Below are 16,292 nucleotides of genomic sequence, written 5' to 3'. Positions count from 1 at the left end.
TTATTTATGATTCAGTGAATTAAAAGAAAAATTTGAACTTATTGATCTTTTCTGTTCTTCATCCATTGCACTTAAATTTACAAAATAGATGTCATCTTCTTCTGTGTTGATAGTTATATTAAATTCGATTACTTTACAATTATCGCATTTCTTGTCAAACAATTCTTGAAACGAAATAATCGCACCTAATTTATTGTAAAAATTATAGGTTTCGTTAGCGCTATCTTCGTCATAGTCATATAAAATATGGGCAAATTTTACTCCATCATTATAAAAGAATGTTTTCTCTTTAACGTCTTCATCATATTTTATTGACTTGAACAATTTTCCGTTGTTGTAATAATAATTCCATATGCCAATTTCTTGTCCTGAATTGTAGCGTCCTTCAACTTTTGGTTTTCCGCTTTCAAAATTCTGAAGATATTTTCCCTGTTTTTGACTATCAAAATACTCGGTTAATTCCTTTACAATACCGTTTTCAAAATAGACAATATCTTTTCCTATTTGATACCCATTACTGTCTTTTTCTTTGGACTTATAGAGCTTTCCATTTTCAAAATACTCTTGTTCCAATCCAATTTTCATTCCATTGCGATAAGTACATTTGTATTTAATTGAATTGCTTTCATCGTCAAAATAGTCAATAAATTCACCAAATAATCGATCTTCTTTATAATTGGCAATTTGACTTAATTTACCACTTTCGTAAAACGTTTTCCATTGACCAGTTTTGTATGTTCTTTCGTAAAAATCGTCAGGTTTATTACTTCCTCTATGTAGCTTTGCAATGTAATAATTTTCTAATTTCTCAATTTGACCTGAGTTATAATAATAGGTATGAATACTATCTTTATAACTACTAAAATCTCCAATTTTAGCGTAATTTCCAATGAATTTTATTGCACCATCTTCATAATAGGATTTCCACTTTCCTATTTTTGCGCTTTTAAGATAAGTTCCTTTTTCAGCTAAAGTACCATTCAAATAAAAAGACTCAAAATCGCCATCACGATAGCCATTTTTATGTTTCGCTTTTTCAATTATGTCGCCATTATATACTATGGAATTAACCATTTTGTGTTTTTCGTAATTTGAATCACTTTTTAAGTTTCCATAATCATCAAAATCTTTGATATTCTTATAAGTATTATCTTCGTTATATTCAATGATTTTCTTGCGTTTTCCTTGATCTGTAAAAGTTTCTTCCTTAACTATTTTATGATTTTTAACATAATTTCTAGCCTTTATAGTGTCATTTGGATATATGGAATAATTAACGCCATTTCCATTTTTATCAACATCAGAAAAAAAGTTTTTCTTCCCATTTTCGTAGTAAGACTCTGTTGTTTTTATATTTCCTTTTTTGTCTAAAACTACTCTTCTTCTAATTTGACCTGAATCGTAATAATAAACACTTTCACCCACAAGTTTACCGTTATCCCACTCTTCTTTGACGGTTAATACCCCATCATTGTTGTAACCAACAACTTTTCCATCTTTAACTCCATTTTTATTACGAGAAGAAGATTCTAATTTTCCGTCTATATAATAAGTCTTACTAATTCCGTGACAAACATCATTAACACATTCTAATTCCGACCTAAGCTGACCATTTTTATAAAACTCTTTTTGAACACCTTGTCGTTTTCCGAAAATATAATTGGCATAAGATCTCATAGTACCATTTTCGTAATAAGTAATGTATTCACCATTTTTCTTTCCGTCGACATATGTACCAACTTCTTTGGGTTTGCCATTACTATACAATTGATTTACATGTTCAACTTGAGCAAAACCAATTTGAAAAGAAAAAACTATTAAAAACAGGAAAATGATTTTCTTCATGACACTAAATTTTTAAAGCTTCTGCTATTTTTAAAGCACATTTTTCGCCATCGATAGCAGCCGAAATAATTCCGCCGGCATAACCTGCTCCTTCCCCACACGGATATAACCCTTTTATTTGAAAGTGTTCCAAGGTTTCATTATCTCTTGGAATTCTCACTGGTGATGATGTTCTACTTTCTGGAGCATGAAGAATGGCTTCATTGGTTAAATATCCACGCATGGTTTTTCCAAATTCCTTAAATCCTTCTCTCATAATTTGAGACAAAAATCCCGGAAAAACTTGTCCCATTTCTACAGAAGTCGTTCCAGGTACATAAGAAGTTTTTGGAATGGAGCTCGAAACTTTATTTTGAGTAAAATCCACCATTCGTTGTGCAGGAACTTTTTGAGTTTGTCCTGCCAAATGCCAAGCTTTTTGTTCGATAGCTTTTTGAAATTCCATTCCGGCAAGTGCTCCAAATTTGGCAAAGGGTTTGAAATCTTCTAATTTTAATTCGACAACTATTCCCGAATTAGCAGTAGCTTGATCACGTTTTGAAGGTGACCAACCATTAGTTACAACTTCGCCTGGACTTGTAGCACAAGGAGCAATTACGCCACCAGGACACATGCAAAACGAATACATGCCGCGACCATTGACTTGTTTTACAATAGAATAAGGTGATGGCGGTAAAAATTCACCTCGGAAATCACATGAATATTGAATTTTATCAATCAATTCCTGTGGATGTTCTGCTCTAACTCCTAATGCAAATGGTTTTGCTTCGATAAAAATTTTCTTTTTATCTAATAATTCGAAAATATCTCTAGCTGAATGTCCTGTAGCAAGAATAACTTTATTTGCCGAAATAGTATCCCCATTTTGGGTTACAATTCCTTGCATTTGATTATTTTTTATAATGAAATCCGTTACACGAGTTTCAAATAAAACTTGTCCGCCACATTCTATTATTTTCTCACGTATATCTTGAATAATTTGAGGTAATTTATTTGTTCCGATGTGTGGATGCGCTTCTACTAAAATATCATCAGAAGCTCCAAAACCTACTAATAATCTCAAAATTCTGTCAATATCACCACGTTTTTTGGAACGCGTGTATAATTTTCCGTCTGAATAAGTTCCTGCGCCACCTTCACCAAAACAGTAATTGGAATCTTCATTTACAATATGGTCAACGTTTATGGCTTTCAAATCTCTTCTTCTACCACGAACGTCTTTTCCTCTTTCAATTAAAATAGGTTTTAAACCAAGTTCTACTAGTTGTAAAGCTGCGAAAAGTCCAGCTGGACCAGCACCAACAATTATAACTTCTTGTGAATTGGAAACATTTTTATATTCTGGAAGCTCTATTTTTTGTTCAACAAAATCTTCACCTTTAAAAAAAACGGTTGCTTTTATATTGAATTTAATAGCTTTTTGACGTGCATCAATAGAACGTTTTAAAACCACAACCTTTTGAATTTCCTTCACAGAAGTATTTAATAATTTTGCAACATGTTCATTAATTAATGATTCGTTGTGAGCTACTTCTGGTGAGACTTGAGTTTGAATTTCGCGAGGCATAAAGGTAATTTTTGACAAACTTAAAATAATTTCAGCAAAGTCTAATAATAAAAAAGGTTTAGCATAAACTAAACCTCTAATTTTTTATGAAATAAATGAACGATTATTTCTTTATAAACTTATAATTTTTAACCTCATCATTAATAGATAGTTTTACAAAATAAATTCCAGTTTGTAAATCTGAAACAGAAATTGATTCGATACTATTTGTTGATTTCACTTCTTTAATTAATGCACCACTTATAGAATAAATAGAAACATTAGATACAATTTCATTAGTTTTATTATCAATATTTAAAACTTCTGAAGTTGGATTAGGGAATAAATTAATTACATTATTAATTGAATTACCTTCTAAACCAAGAGCTACTGCGAACTCTAAATAATCTGGTGTTCCATTAGAATTTGTATCATCGTTTGAAGGATCTCCATCATCATTGTAATCTTCAAGGTAAGTTAAAACCCCATCTCCATCATCATTATCAAGATAATTTGGTATACTATCAGAATCTGTATCTAAAATTGTAGTGGTAGCGCTTCTATTAAAAACATATTCTAAGCTAGTTAAAACATAATCACCGTCATCATCATTATCCAAGTAGTTTGGAATTCCATCAGCATCGGTATCATCATTTGCTAAATTAGTATCATTATTTGCATCTTCCAAATCGGTGCTAACGGTATCATTGTCATTGTCTATAGAACAATCAATTGCACTTAATATAACTTGTTTTATAACTCCATTTCCACTTGCATAAATAGTTTGTGGATTGGATATATTGGTATACATTAAGCTTGATATAGGATTTACTTGCGCTTGTGCATCCGCTTGAGTCAAATATAATGTTATCGCAGATGGATTTGATGGTGATAAATCATTTTGAACTACTTGCAAATTAAATTCTTCTACTCCATTAGTATTGGCGTCACATTTCACAAAGGAATATACATTTAAATAACCTGGTCTTGAGAATCTCCATCCTTCGTTTAAAGTTGTCCATGCACCAGTATTTCTTCCAGGAGCAGCTATACCTAAAGTTCCAGTTGAATTTATTAAACCTATAACAGCATTTCCATTATTCCAAGAAGAACAAATTTGTTTATTTATTAACTGTACATCTATTAAATTAGATGTTTCATGCAAAATCATTTGAAAACTACTTTTAGCGGTAGCATTACATGAAAAATGTGAATTATTATAAAAACTTACAATAAACTTTCTATAAGGTGCCGTTCCATAAACACCATAATTTACAGTTCCTTGAGCATCAGAATTATTCATATCATGATAGCATCCTAGTATTGCGTTTTTTACTGGAAAGCTAGCATTAGGAATAGTCATATTAATACTCCAAGGAGAAAAAGAATTAGCTGAAGTGCTTCTAAAATCAATATAACCATTAGTACTAACAACAAATTGATTGTATACAGTACCATAAAAATCAAAACTAAAAGGAAGATTAATTAATCCTGAACACATATCATCAGAGGTAGATAATACTGGTAATGATCCCGAATAAGGTTGAAAAGGAATTGAAGCAACCGTGTAATTACTTTGTGCAAATGTTTGAAGAGAAATTATAAGTAAAAAAACAGTTTGAAAGTAGCTTTTTCTCATTGCTATATTGTTTAGAAGTGATTGATTTATAAATACCTAATTAATAATTGATACAAATATAATAATAAGGTTGCTTAATAAATCTAAAACCAACTAAATTTGCATTTTTACCAAAACTATGTCGAGAAAAATAAAACTTATATGGGATTTTCGTGGTGAAGTTGCAGCAAAAACAGCTGAACATCACGAAATTCATTTGAAAGAATATATTGCAATAGAAAAACTACCAATTAACATCACTGGATTTGAAGTTTTAAATGAAATGTATGCCATAGCATTTATGGTAGTTACTGACGAAAATATGATTCAAGTTCGTGATGCTTTGAAACCGCATCGAGGAGAATTGTTTGAATAGTTTTCAGTCGCAGTCACAGCTTTCAGATTCCTGTGACTGAAAACTGCGACTGAAAACTTCTAATTAGCTACTTCACTAATAAATTTAATTCGCATTAATCGTAACTCTTCGATATCGTAATCGCCGTCGAATTCTTTTAGAGCATCTTCAATTTTATCGGTTTCTGATTCCATGAAATAATCATGAATTTCTTCTTGCTGATCTTCATCTAATATCTCATCAATCCAATATTTGATATTCAATTTTGTTCCTGCGTAGACAATTTGCTCCATTTCTTTTAGCAAATCATCCATTTTCATTCCTTTTGCAGAGGCAATATCTTCTAAAGAAAGTTTTCTGTCAATATTTTGAATGATATATAATTTATTTGCCGAATTAGCTCCAGTAGATTTTACAACCAAATCATCTGGACGAATGATGTCGTTATCTGCTACATATCTGCTAATTAATTCGACAAATTCTTTACCATATTTCTTTGCTTTACCTTCACCTACTCCATGAATATTAATCAATTCATCCATAGTAATTGGGTATTTCAAAGCCATATCTTCTAAAGATGGATCTTGAAAAACAACAAATGGCGGAACACCCAATTTTTTTGCTACTTTTTTACGTAAATCACGTAACATCGCCATCAAAGCTTCATCTGCAGTTCCCGAAGATTTTGCCGCGGTTACAATAGCATCGTCTTCTGCTTCATTATATTCATGATCTTCAGACATCATAAACGATGTTGGATTCTTAATATAGTCATGCCCTTTATCTGAAACTTTTAAAATTCCATAAGTTTCAATATCTTTTGTAAGCATTCCATCTACTAAAACTTGACGAATTAACGCCATCCAATAGCGTTCTTCTTGGTCTTTTCCGCAACCGAAAAAAGATTGAGTATCGGTTCTATGAGCTTTAATGGTTGCATTTACTCTTCCAATTAAGGTAAAAACAACTTCTTTAGATTTATATAAATATTTGGTATCGCGAACAACTTCTAATAATTTTTTGACATTGGCTTTAGCTTCAACTTTGACTTTTGGATTACGAACATTGTCGTCCATATCGGCTCCTTCACCTGTTTCACTATCAAACTCTTCACCAAAATAATGCAATAAAAACTTACGTCTTGACATAGAAGTTTCTGCATAAGCTACGACTTCTTGTAAAAGTGCATAACCAATTTCTTGCTCAGCAACTGGTTTACCAGACATGAATTTTTCTAACTTTTCTACATCTTTATAAGAATAATAAGCCAAGCAATGTCCTTCTCCTCCATCACGACCAGCACGACCTGTTTCTTGATAATAACTTTCTAAAGATTTAGGAATATCATGATGAATTACAAAACGAACGTCTGGTTTGTCAATTCCCATTCCGAAGGCGATTGTTGCAACAACAACTTCGACATCTTCCATCAGGAACATATCTTGATGTTTTGCTCTCGTTTTTGCATCCAAACCTGCATGATAAGGAACAGCACTGATTCCGTTTACTTGTAAAACTTCGGCAATTGCTTCAACTTTCTTTCTACTTAAGCAATATATAATTCCTGATTTACCTTTGTTCTGTTTTATAAATCGGATAATATCAGCTTCAATATTCTTTGTCTTTGTTCGTACTTCATAAAATAAATTCGGACGATTGAACGATGCTTTATAAGTAGTAGCATCAGACATGTCTAAATTTTTAAGTATATCCTCTTGAACTTTTGGAGTTGCTGTAGCTGTTAATCCTATAACAGGAACATTACCAAGTTGTTTAATAATGGTTCGCAAATTTCTATATTCAGGTCTAAAGTCATGGCCCCATTCTGAAATACAATGTGCTTCATCAATAGCTACAAAAGATATTGGTACAGATTGTAAAAACTCTACATATTCTTCTTTAGTTAATGATTCAGGTGCTACATATAATAGTTTGGTAATACCTGAAGTGATATCTTTTTTTACTTGATTAATTTCGGTTTTAGTTAATGACGAATTTAATACATGCGCTATGCCATCATTAGTTGAAACACTTCTTATAGCGTCAACTTGATTTTTCATTAAAGCAATCAAAGGAGAAACTACAATTGCAGTTCCTTCTTGAACAAGCGAAGGTAGTTGATAGCACAATGACTTTCCGCCACCTGTTGGCATAATTACAAATGTATTCTCTTTTGCCAAAATACTTTTGATTACCTTTTCTTGTAAACCTTTGAAATGGTTAAAACCAAAATATTTTTTTAATTCTTTGTGTATATCAATTTCGTTTGAATTCATTCTTACTTAATAGTATTTTTACATAAATTTGCAACCATAAATATACAACTTTCTTTTATTCATACAAATTTTATAACAAATCTATTTTGATAACTAAAGAAAACATCATTGAATCGGCCAAAAAAACACTCTTGTCAGAGAGCCAATCAATCGCAAAACTTATTGATTACATTGACAATAGCTTTGTAGAAGCCGTTGAAAATATATACAATACTAAAGGACGTTTAATTGTTACTGGAATTGGAAAAAGTGCTATTATCGCACAAAAAATTGTAGCTACAATGAATTCAACAGGAACTCCATCTATGTTTTTACATGCATCTGAAGCCATTCATGGTGATTTAGGAATGGTTCAAGATGGAGATGTTGTTATTTGCATCTCAAAAAGTGGTAATAGTCCAGAGATAAAAGTTTTGGTTCCGTTATTAAAAAGGTTTGGTAATAAACTTATTGGAATTACAGGCAATGTTACTTCATTTTTAGGAAAAGAATCTGATATTACCTTAAATACTTATGTAGAAAATGAAGCTTGTCCAAATAATTTGGCACCAACTAATAGTACAACAGCACAGTTAGTTATGGGAGATGCTATTGCTGTTTCATTAATGGAAATGAGAAATTTTAAAGCAGAAGATTTTGCAAAATATCATCCTGGTGGTGCTTTAGGTAAAAAATTATTATTGCGAGTTCAAGACATGTTGGATACCAGCAGAAAACCATTTGTAAGTCCAGACTCAAGTATTAAAAATGTTATTGTTGAAATTTCTGAGAAAAGACTTGGTGTTGCTGCTGTCATTGAAAATGATAAAGTAGTTGGTATTATAACGGATGGAGACATCAGAAGAATGCTAAATAAAACGGAAACCATAACAGGATTAACTGCAAAAGATATTATGTCCGTAAATCCAAAAACAATAAAAACATCTGATATGGTAGCTGATGCATTAAACATATTGGAAGATTTTTCAATTACACAATTAGTGGTAGTTGATAATAATGAATATAAAGGAGTGATTCATTTACACGATATTTTAAAAGAAGGAATTGTATAATGGCTAAAAAAGAAATGAAGGAAATGTCCTTTATGGAACATCTTGAGGAGTTAAGATGGTTGTTGGTAAGAAGTACAATTGCAGTTCTAATTGGTGCAACCGCAACTTTTTTTATAAGTGATTTTATTTTTGACTCCATTATTTTCGGACCAACAAACCCAAATTTTATAACCTACCGTTTGTTTTGTGAGTTATCTAACTATGTAGGTTTTCAAGAAAGTATTTGTGTGACTGAATTACCTTTTGTGATTCAAAACACTGACATGGAAGGACAAGTTACCATTTTAATTTGGACTTGTATAACCGCTGGATTTATTTTTGCTTTCCCATATATATTATGGTTGTTATGGAGTTTTATAAGTCCTGCGTTGTATGAAAAAGAACGGAAAAATGCTAAATATTTTATTTTCGTTGCTTCGATTTTATTTTTCATTGGAGTTTTGTTTGGTTATTATGTAATTGTTCCAATGTCGGTTAACTTTTTTGCAACATTTACAGTTAGTAGTATTATCAAAAATGAATTCAATGTTGACTCCTATATAAGTATGGTTAAAACATCAGTAATTGCATGTGGTTTGTTTTTTGAATTACCAATAATCATTTATTTCCTAACCAAATTAGGTTTAGTAACTCCAGAATTTTTAAGAAAATATAGAAAATACGGAATTGTAATTATTCTTATTGTAGCAGCAATAGTTACGCCACCAGATGTGGTTAGCCAGATTATAGTATCAATTCCTATGTTATTAATTTACGAAGTCAGTATATTTATATCGGCATTCGTAGTAAAAAGACGTTTAAAAGCAGATGAGCAATCAAGTTAAAGAATTTAATGAATATCGTTCTAAAATGAACGAAAAGTTATTGGCTGACAACAATAAAATTGTAAAACGTATTTTCAATTTAGACACTAATGCCTACACAGAAGGTGCTTTGGATGTAAAAACTAAAGAACTTTTGGGTTTGGTAGCTTCAACTGTCCTTAGATGTGATGATTGCATAAAATACCATTTGAAAACTTCTCACAAAGAAGGTATTACAAAAGAAGAAATGATGGAAGCTATGGGAATAGCTACTTTAGTTGGTGGAACAATAGTTATTCCTCATTTAAGAAGAGCTTACGAATTTTGGGAAGCACTGGAAGAAGAAACTAAATAATTGTTAAATCATCAATTAGGTTATATGTTTATTCGTTAATTTGTCTAAAAATCTAACTTTCTAAAAATCTAATAATCTAGATATGAAATTAAGAGCCGAAAATTTAATCAAAACCTACAAAGGTAGAAGCGTTGTAAAAGGAATTTCTGTTGAAGTAAATCAAGGAGAAATCGTTGGACTTTTGGGACCAAATGGTGCTGGAAAAACTACTTCTTTCTACATGATTGTTGGATTGGTTAAACCAAATTCAGGAAATATTTATCTTGATGATATGAATATTACTGAGTTTCCAATGTACAAACGTGCTCAAAATGGTATTGGTTATCTGGCTCAAGAAGCATCTGTTTTTAGAAAATTAAGCATTGAAGATAATATATTGAGTGTATTGCAATTGACAAATCACACAAAAGAAGAGCAAATTGCAAAAATGGAAAGCTTAATTCATGAATTCAGTTTGGAACATATTAGAACCAATCGTGGTGATTTACTTTCTGGAGGTGAACGTCGTAGAACTGAGATTGCTAGAGCTTTAGCAACTGACCCAAAATTCATCTTACTTGACGAACCTTTTGCAGGAGTTGACCCTGTTGCTGTTGAAGATATTCAAAGAATTGTAGCGCAATTAAAAAATAAAAATATTGGAATTTTGATTACTGACCACAACGTTCAAGAAACTTTGGCTATTACTGATAAAACCTACTTAATGTTTGAAGGCGGAATTCTAAAAGCTGGAAAACCTGAAGAACTAGTTGAAGACGAAATGGTTAGAAGAGTTTACTTAGGTCAAAATTTTGAATTACGTAAAACCAAAATTGACTTTAATGCTCCAAAAGTAGATTTAGACGTTTAAAAATGGAAAATCCATCGAAAGAGACATTAGATAAATGGCATAAAGATCCTAATAATTGGAAATTTGGTGGTATTTATTATAACAAAGAAGACAAACGTATTTTTCCACCAAAAAGGGTAAAATGGATGGGTTGGACTGTAAACTTTGCCAATACAAAATCTGTTTTAGTTTTTGCATTAGTAATGATTTTAGTAATTACTATTTTATATAATTCTAAAGTAACTAATTAATAGTTAAATATTCTAACATTTTTGGAGTTCCATTATATATGTTAAGATCAACTTTTTCATTAATTCCTTTGATAACTGCTTTTTCTGTGAATTGCCAAAAAAGCCAATCTTCTTTTATATTTTCTACAAAGAAATTATAATTGGCAACCCAAAAAGTATATCCTTTAAATTCCTCTTTTAGAAAATCTTCATAATATTTTTCTCCGGTGTAAATAATAGGTTTTATTTTATAATGCGCATCAATTTTTTTCAACCAACGTTTCAATCCTACTTTCAAACTATCAATAGATTGCTCTTTTGGCAATTGTTCTATATCTAAAACTGGAGGCAAATCACCTTTTTGCAAAGTTACTGTCTTAATAAAATTTTCGGCTTGTTCGATTGAATTTTCGTTTGGACGATAATAATGATAAGCACCGCGAATAAAATGATGTTTCTTGGCAGCTTTCCAATTGTCATCAAACTCCGAATCCTCTTTATTATTTCCAGCTGTTGCTCGAATAAGTACAAAATGCAATGGAAATTTATTTTCAACAGAATCTATTTGTTCCCAATCTATTTCACCTTGATATTGAGAAACATCAAACCCAAAACTCAATTCTTTATGAGCTTTCAAAATTTGATAAATTCTAGCTTGTGCCACTTTATCCTCTTTTAAAACTTTATCTGTTTTGAAACTAAAATAATACAAAATAGCGTTGCGATAATGATAAATCCCAAAAGAAAATAGAATAATCAAAAGCGATATAATAATAAACTTTAAAGAAAAAAAAATTTGCTTTTTCTTGATAGCTCTTTTTCGAATTGGTGTTTTTCTCGTGGTAGCTTTTGCCATAAAAGTCTTGATACTTAATACTAAAATCTTAATACTAAATAACTACTTTTTTGACAACATATTATTTGCAACCGACAATAAAACATAAGTCATTATTATTAAAGGTATTGCAAGGTATTGCAAAGTTGCAATCAATACTATTGAAAGAACCAAAAATCCAATTTGTAATTTATATTTTTGAAAACTAAAATTCTTTATTTTCAATGAAAACAACGGAATTTCAGCATTCATTACGTAAGCACTTAACAATGTAATTGTCAAAAGAACCCATTTCATATTTAGAAGTTCACTCAAAGTAAGAAAATGACATTGTGCAATGACTAAAGGTAAACTCATGATAAAAAGAGCATTCGCAGGAGTTGGCAACCCAATAAAAGAATCAGATTGTCTTGTATCGATATTGAAATTTGCCAATCGATAACAAGCACCTAGTGTAATAATAAAACCTAAAAAAGAGACTTGAAAAAAAGACAAATCATTTGTAATTTGCATAAAACTTCCATCAAACGACAACATTTGATACATTACATATCCAGGAGCTACACCACTTGTAACCATATCTGCTAAGGAATCTAACTGAACACCTAAAGGTCCAGCTACACCAAACTTTCTGGCGAAGAAACCATCAAAAAAATCAAAAAATATTCCCAAGCAAACAAAATAAAAGGCAATGTCAAATCTCAATTTAGAGATAAAAACAATAGCAATGCAACCACAGAATAAATTTAATAAAGTAAGTATATTAGGAATGTGCTTTTTGATGTTCATGCTTTTAATTTTTCTAAAGACAAATGTAATACAATAAGTTTATACATAAGTACGTTTGTAATTAGAGTTTTTATTTGAGATATTATTATGAATTGTATATGAAGTTAGCTCAATAAAAATTTCTATTTTTGAAAAAATATTTGCTTTGAAGAAAATTCTTTTTTTAACCTTCTTTTTAGGCTGCACTTTAGCTCATAGTCAAGCCGTTAGAAAATATTCTAACGAGTTTATGAATATAGGTGTGGATGCTGCTGCGTTGGGAATGTCTAACGCTGTTGTTGCTCATACAAATGATGTAAATTCAGGTTATTGGAATCCTGCAGGATTACTCAATTTAGAAGATAGTCAAGCTTCATTGATGCACGCAAGTTATTTTGCAAATATTGCCCAGTACGATTATGCCGCTTATGCAAAACCTATTGATGATGATAGTGCTTGGGGTATTTCTCTAATTCGTTTTGGAGTAGATGATATATTAAATACTACTCAACTTATTGATGGAGATGGAAACATTGATTACAATAGAATCAGTAAATTTTCAACTGCCGATTATGGTTTGACTTTATCTTATGCTAGAAGACTTAAAATACCAGGGTTTCAATATGGTGTTAATGCAAAAGTGATTCGACGTGTTATTGGAGATTTTGCAAATTCTTGGGGTTTTGGTTTCGATTTAGGGCTTCAATTTGAAAGAGAGGATTGGAAATTTGGGTTAATGTTGAGAGACATTACCACTACCTATAATGTTTGGGCTATCAATGAGGAAGAATATGCTAAAATAAAAAATGCCATTCCTGGAGAAAACCAAGATTTACCAGAAAGTTCAGAAATTACACTACCAAAAGCTCAGTTAGGAATGTCTAAAACATTTGATTTTCATAATGAAACTTATTTAAAAGCTTCTGGAAATTTGAACATGCAATTTTCTAGAACCAACGATATATTGGCAACTAACTTTGTAAGTATCGACCCTGCTTTAGGATTTGAATACAACTATACTGACTTAGTTTTTCTAAGAGCTGGAGTTGGAAATTTTCAAAACATAACACAATTAGATGGTTCTAAAAAAGTAGGTTTTCAACCCAATATTGGACTTGGTTTTAAATATAAAGGAATTCAAGTTGATTATGCTTTGACCGATTTAGGTGATCAAAGTGCTGCATTATATTCCAATATTTTTTCTGTGAAAGTTGATTTTAGTGTTTTTAGATAACCGTTATGATTAAAAAATTACTTCTTCTACTTATCTTATTTTTTCAAACCATTGGTTTTTCTCAAAATCCTGCGCTTTCAGAAAATGCCTCTGTAAGTATTTTTACTTGTGGAAGAGGAAATGAACTTTACTCCACTTTTGGTCATACAGCCATACGTATTAAAGATTCCATAAATAACTTAGACGTAGTATACAACTATGGTGCTTTCGATTTTAGAACCGAAAACTTCTATTTAAAATTTGTAAAAGGTGACTTACAATATTTTATAAATGCTACTTCTTATGAGGACTTCATTTTTGAATATCAAAGTGATAATCGCGAAGTTATCGAACAGACTTTATTATTTCCATTAGCAAAAAAACAAGAACTATTTGAACTTTTAAACGCTTCTCTTTATTCTGAAGAAAGAAATTATACTTACAAATTTATAGACCGAAATTGCACTACAATGGTTGTAGAAAAAATTAATACTATTGTAGGTCAAAAATTAATCAATAAAGTGGATGACAAATCCATTTCTTATAGGGAATTACTCTATCCTTATTTTGATAATCACTTTTATTATAAATTGGGTATAAATATAATTTTTGGAGCAAAAACAGATGCAAAAGCTGAAAAACTATTTCTTCCTATTGAGCTGTTAAATAGTTTAGACAAAGCCAAAATTGACAACAGACCTTTGGTTGTAAAAAAAGAAACCTTAATTAAAGGAGCTGAGCTTACTTCTTCCTTTTCTTTTATAAATAGTATCTATTTCATAGCTCTTATTCTACTAGTAATAGCTTTAATCAATAATAAGTATGTTTCATTATCCTATCTATTCCTATCAGGATTATTGGGGATTTTTCTTTGCCTAGTAGGATTGTACTCAGAACACAAAGAAGTTTTGTGGAATTATAATGCTCTACTTTTTAATCCAATATATGTAACCTTAGGATTTTTGGGAATCACTTGGTTTAGAAAAATGGCTAATGTGTGTTTTGCAATGACCTTAATTTATATTGCAATTATGATTGGTAAACCACATTTAACTTTAATGATTCCATTTATTTTAGCCAACAATTATATTTTGTTGAAATTACTAAAGCGAAACAAAAAAGTTAAAAAAAGAAGTATTTAAACTATTATTGCCCTCTGTAAAATAATACCGTGCTAAAGGTTTTAATAATAATATTGATGTCAAGAAAAATACTTCTGTGCTTGATGTAATATAAATCATATTGCAACTTCACCAAACTATCTTCTATTGAATCGCCATAAGCATAGTTAACTTGTGCCCAACCTGTCAATCCTGGTTTAACAACGTGTCTAGTTTCATAAAAAGGCATTATTTCTGCTATTTCATTTACAAATATTGGCCTTTCAGGTCTTGGACCAATAATAGCCATATCTCCTTTTAGAATATTAATAAATTGAGGGAATTCATCTAATCTAGTTTTACGCATGAATTTACCAAATGGTGTAACTCTACTATCATTTAAAGTTGTAAAAACAGCACCATTTAACTCAGCATTTTTAACCATAGTTCTGTATTTATAAATTTCAAATACGTCACCATTTTTACCAACACGCTCTTGTTTATAAAATAATTTACCTCTATTACCGAGAAAATTTCCAATTAAAATTATTGGAAAAAAAGCTAAACCAATAGAGAGTCCTATTAATGAAAAAATGACTTCGGTCAATCTTGAAACCAATAAATACAAATGGTTTTGATTACTTCTACTAAAAGGAAAATATCTATAAAAATCTCGAGAAACATATTGAACTGGAATTCGCTGAGTAATAGCTTCATAAACTTGAGTATACTCTCTAATTATAAACCCATTTTCTAATAAATGTATTAGTTGATTGTATAAACTCACCGTAATTCCTTCGGTTTTTTGTGAAGCAATTACTATTTCAGAAATAGAACTTTTTCTAACAAAACTCTCTAAATCATCAGGATGAATATTCTTTATTGATTTGAATTTAAAATTAAAAGAATCTTCACCATCAGAATTTACAAAAGCTATTATTTTATAATGTGGATCTGCATTTTCTATTCCTGTAACAAGTTCTTGTAATTGCTCTTTATCGCATACTAATATAGCTTTTTTTATAAATCGATGTGATGCTAGGAGCATAACATAAAATATTCTCCATAGTAATAACGAGCCAAAAATAGCAACAAAAAATATTATAATTTGTAATCTATTTGAAGGTAATTCTGGAGTATAAATTGGTGTTAAAAGATAAATTAATACTGTTGTAGAAGAAGTAAGAATAATACTTTTAATGACTTGAAATTGATTACTTGCCACTTGCAAATTATACATTTCAAAGACTGAACCAAATATATTAACATAGATAGCAAGAACAATTGCCCAATAGTAATTTGTAGTAGAAAATGTAAAATATTTAAAATCAAAAATAGAGCTAATAATATACAATGATAGCAATACAAAGATTACATCAAAAACCTTCAGAAGAACCTTTCGTTCTGATACCTCAAAATGTATTTTCTTATTGCTTTTCATTAGTACATTTACAACTGTGACGCAAG

The 16,292-nt window shown here is 30.5% G+C and carries 15 protein-coding genes; 8 read left to right on the top strand and 7 right to left on the bottom strand.

Annotated elements, in window-relative coordinates:
* The 3 genes from ABD771_RS00420 to ABD771_RS00410 all read right to left on the bottom strand — a co-directional run bounded on the left by ABD771_RS00420 (nt 1) and on the right by ABD771_RS00410 (nt 5,030).
* Nucleotides 1–1,845: a toxin-antitoxin system YwqK family antitoxin gene (locus ABD771_RS00420; RefSeq protein ID WP_345089016.1), complete on the bottom strand. Its 1,845-nt coding sequence runs from the start codon at nt 1,843–1,845 to the stop codon at nt 1–3.
* A 4-nt stretch (nt 1,846–1,849) separates the two neighbouring features.
* A complete protein-coding gene (locus ABD771_RS00415; RefSeq protein WP_345089013.1) occupies nt 1,850–3,412 on the bottom strand; it encodes an NAD(P)/FAD-dependent oxidoreductase in 1,563 nt (520 codons plus the stop codon).
* A gap of 103 nt (nt 3,413–3,515) precedes the next feature.
* Nucleotides 3,516–5,030, bottom strand: coding sequence for a T9SS type A sorting domain-containing protein (locus tag ABD771_RS00410; RefSeq protein ID WP_345089010.1), 1,515 nt, complete (start codon nt 5,028–5,030; stop codon nt 3,516–3,518).
* A 118-nt stretch (nt 5,031–5,148) separates the two neighbouring features.
* Here ABD771_RS00410 and ABD771_RS00405 point away from each other — a divergent pair, with 118 nt between their 5' ends.
* Nucleotides 5,149–5,385: a hypothetical protein gene (locus tag ABD771_RS00405; RefSeq protein ID WP_345089007.1), complete on the top strand. Its 237-nt coding sequence runs from the start codon at nt 5,149–5,151 to the stop codon at nt 5,383–5,385.
* A gap of 59 nt (nt 5,386–5,444) precedes the next feature.
* Here ABD771_RS00405 and recQ read toward each other — a convergent pair whose 3' ends face one another.
* Complete coding sequence (recQ, locus tag ABD771_RS00400) at nt 5,445–7,640, bottom strand: DNA helicase RecQ (RefSeq protein WP_345089004.1); 2,196 nt, start codon at nt 7,638–7,640, stop codon at nt 5,445–5,447.
* An 86-nt stretch (nt 7,641–7,726) separates the two neighbouring features.
* Here recQ and ABD771_RS00395 point away from each other — a divergent pair, with 86 nt between their 5' ends.
* From ABD771_RS00395 to ABD771_RS00375, 5 genes are all read left to right on the top strand, one after another.
* A complete protein-coding gene (locus ABD771_RS00395) occupies nt 7,727–8,692 on the top strand; it encodes a KpsF/GutQ family sugar-phosphate isomerase (protein ID WP_345089001.1) in 966 nt (321 codons plus the stop codon).
* Entirely contained in the window at nt 8,692–9,516 is an 825-nt protein-coding gene (gene tatC / locus ABD771_RS00390) for a twin-arginine translocase subunit TatC (RefSeq protein ID WP_345088998.1), read from the top strand. The genes ABD771_RS00395 and tatC overlap by 1 nt, the downstream gene beginning before the upstream one ends.
* Nucleotides 9,500–9,850, top strand: coding sequence for a carboxymuconolactone decarboxylase family protein (locus tag ABD771_RS00385; RefSeq protein WP_345088995.1), 351 nt, complete (start codon nt 9,500–9,502; stop codon nt 9,848–9,850). The genes tatC and ABD771_RS00385 overlap by 17 nt, the downstream gene beginning before the upstream one ends.
* A gap of 82 nt (nt 9,851–9,932) precedes the next feature.
* Complete coding sequence (gene lptB / locus ABD771_RS00380; RefSeq protein WP_298304389.1) at nt 9,933–10,700, top strand: LPS export ABC transporter ATP-binding protein; 768 nt, start codon at nt 9,933–9,935, stop codon at nt 10,698–10,700.
* 2 nt (nt 10,701–10,702) lie between these two features.
* Nucleotides 10,703–10,930 (top strand): DUF5808 domain-containing protein, encoded by a 228-nt coding sequence (locus tag ABD771_RS00375; RefSeq protein ID WP_345088992.1) that lies wholly within the window; start codon nt 10,703–10,705, stop codon nt 10,928–10,930.
* On the opposite strand, the gene ABD771_RS00370 is transcribed toward ABD771_RS00375, so the two are convergent.
* Together ABD771_RS00370 and ABD771_RS00365 are read right to left on the bottom strand one after the other, a co-directional pair.
* Nucleotides 10,923–11,765: a GH25 family lysozyme gene (locus ABD771_RS00370; RefSeq protein WP_345088989.1), complete on the bottom strand. Its 843-nt coding sequence runs from the start codon at nt 11,763–11,765 to the stop codon at nt 10,923–10,925. The genes ABD771_RS00375 and ABD771_RS00370 overlap by 8 nt on opposite strands.
* 42 nt (nt 11,766–11,807) lie before the next feature.
* On the bottom strand, nt 11,808–12,533 hold the full coding sequence (locus ABD771_RS00365) for a CDP-alcohol phosphatidyltransferase family protein (protein ID WP_345088986.1): 726 nt from the start codon (nt 12,531–12,533) through the stop codon (nt 11,808–11,810).
* A gap of 145 nt (nt 12,534–12,678) precedes the next feature.
* Between ABD771_RS00365 and ABD771_RS00360 the strand changes: the two genes are divergently transcribed.
* Nucleotides 12,679–13,746, top strand: coding sequence for a putative type IX sorting system protein PorV2 (locus tag ABD771_RS00360; protein ID WP_486320568.1), 1,068 nt, complete (start codon nt 12,679–12,681; stop codon nt 13,744–13,746).
* Between the two features lie 5 nt (nt 13,747–13,751).
* Entirely contained in the window at nt 13,752–14,867 is a 1,116-nt protein-coding gene (locus tag ABD771_RS00355; RefSeq protein WP_345088983.1) for a lipoprotein N-acyltransferase Lnb domain-containing protein, read from the top strand.
* A 4-nt stretch (nt 14,868–14,871) separates the two neighbouring features.
* Here ABD771_RS00355 and ABD771_RS00350 read toward each other — a convergent pair whose 3' ends face one another.
* The gene (locus ABD771_RS00350) at nt 14,872–16,266 is read right to left on the bottom strand and encodes an exopolysaccharide biosynthesis polyprenyl glycosylphosphotransferase (RefSeq protein ID WP_345088980.1); all 1,395 of its coding nucleotides are present in this window, start codon (nt 16,264–16,266) and stop codon (nt 14,872–14,874) included.
* Nucleotides 16,267–16,292 lie beyond the last annotated feature (26 nt).

This window comes from Flavobacterium chungnamense, from assembly GCF_039539165.1.
GTDB lineage: Bacteria > Bacteroidota > Bacteroidia > Flavobacteriales > Flavobacteriaceae > Flavobacterium > Flavobacterium chungnamense.
The sequence above is the reverse complement of the archived record's forward strand: the minus strand, read 5'-3'. Positions and strand labels throughout refer to the sequence as shown.

Excerpts from the sequence above, each read along its gene's own strand:
- ABD771_RS00420 (WP_345089016.1), bottom strand. The coding sequence starts at position 1,845 with ATGAAGAAAATCATTTTCCTGTTTTTAATAGTTTTTTCTTTTCAAATT.
- ABD771_RS00415 (WP_345089013.1), bottom strand. The coding sequence starts at position 3,412 with ATGCCTCGCGAAATTCAAACTCAAGTCTCACCAGAAGTAGCTCACAAC.
- ABD771_RS00410 (WP_345089010.1), bottom strand. The coding sequence starts at position 5,030 with ATGAGAAAAAGCTACTTTCAAACTGTTTTTTTACTTATAATTTCTCTT.
- ABD771_RS00405 (WP_345089007.1), top strand. The coding sequence starts at position 5,149 with ATGTCGAGAAAAATAAAACTTATATGGGATTTTCGTGGTGAAGTTGCA.
- recQ (WP_345089004.1), bottom strand. The coding sequence starts at position 7,640 with ATGAATTCAAACGAAATTGATATACACAAAGAATTAAAAAAATATTTT.
- tatC (WP_345088998.1), top strand. The coding sequence starts at position 8,692 with ATGGCTAAAAAAGAAATGAAGGAAATGTCCTTTATGGAACATCTTGAG.
- ABD771_RS00385 (WP_345088995.1), top strand. The coding sequence starts at position 9,500 with ATGAGCAATCAAGTTAAAGAATTTAATGAATATCGTTCTAAAATGAAC.
- lptB (WP_298304389.1), top strand. The coding sequence starts at position 9,933 with ATGAAATTAAGAGCCGAAAATTTAATCAAAACCTACAAAGGTAGAAGC.
- ABD771_RS00375 (WP_345088992.1), top strand. The coding sequence starts at position 10,703 with ATGGAAAATCCATCGAAAGAGACATTAGATAAATGGCATAAAGATCCT.
- ABD771_RS00370 (WP_345088989.1), bottom strand. The coding sequence starts at position 11,765 with ATGGCAAAAGCTACCACGAGAAAAACACCAATTCGAAAAAGAGCTATC.
- ABD771_RS00365 (WP_345088986.1), bottom strand. The coding sequence starts at position 12,533 with ATGAACATCAAAAAGCACATTCCTAATATACTTACTTTATTAAATTTA.
- ABD771_RS00355 (WP_345088983.1), top strand. The coding sequence starts at position 13,752 with ATGATTAAAAAATTACTTCTTCTACTTATCTTATTTTTTCAAACCATT.
- ABD771_RS00350 (WP_345088980.1), bottom strand. The coding sequence starts at position 16,266 with ATGAAAAGCAATAAGAAAATACATTTTGAGGTATCAGAACGAAAGGTT.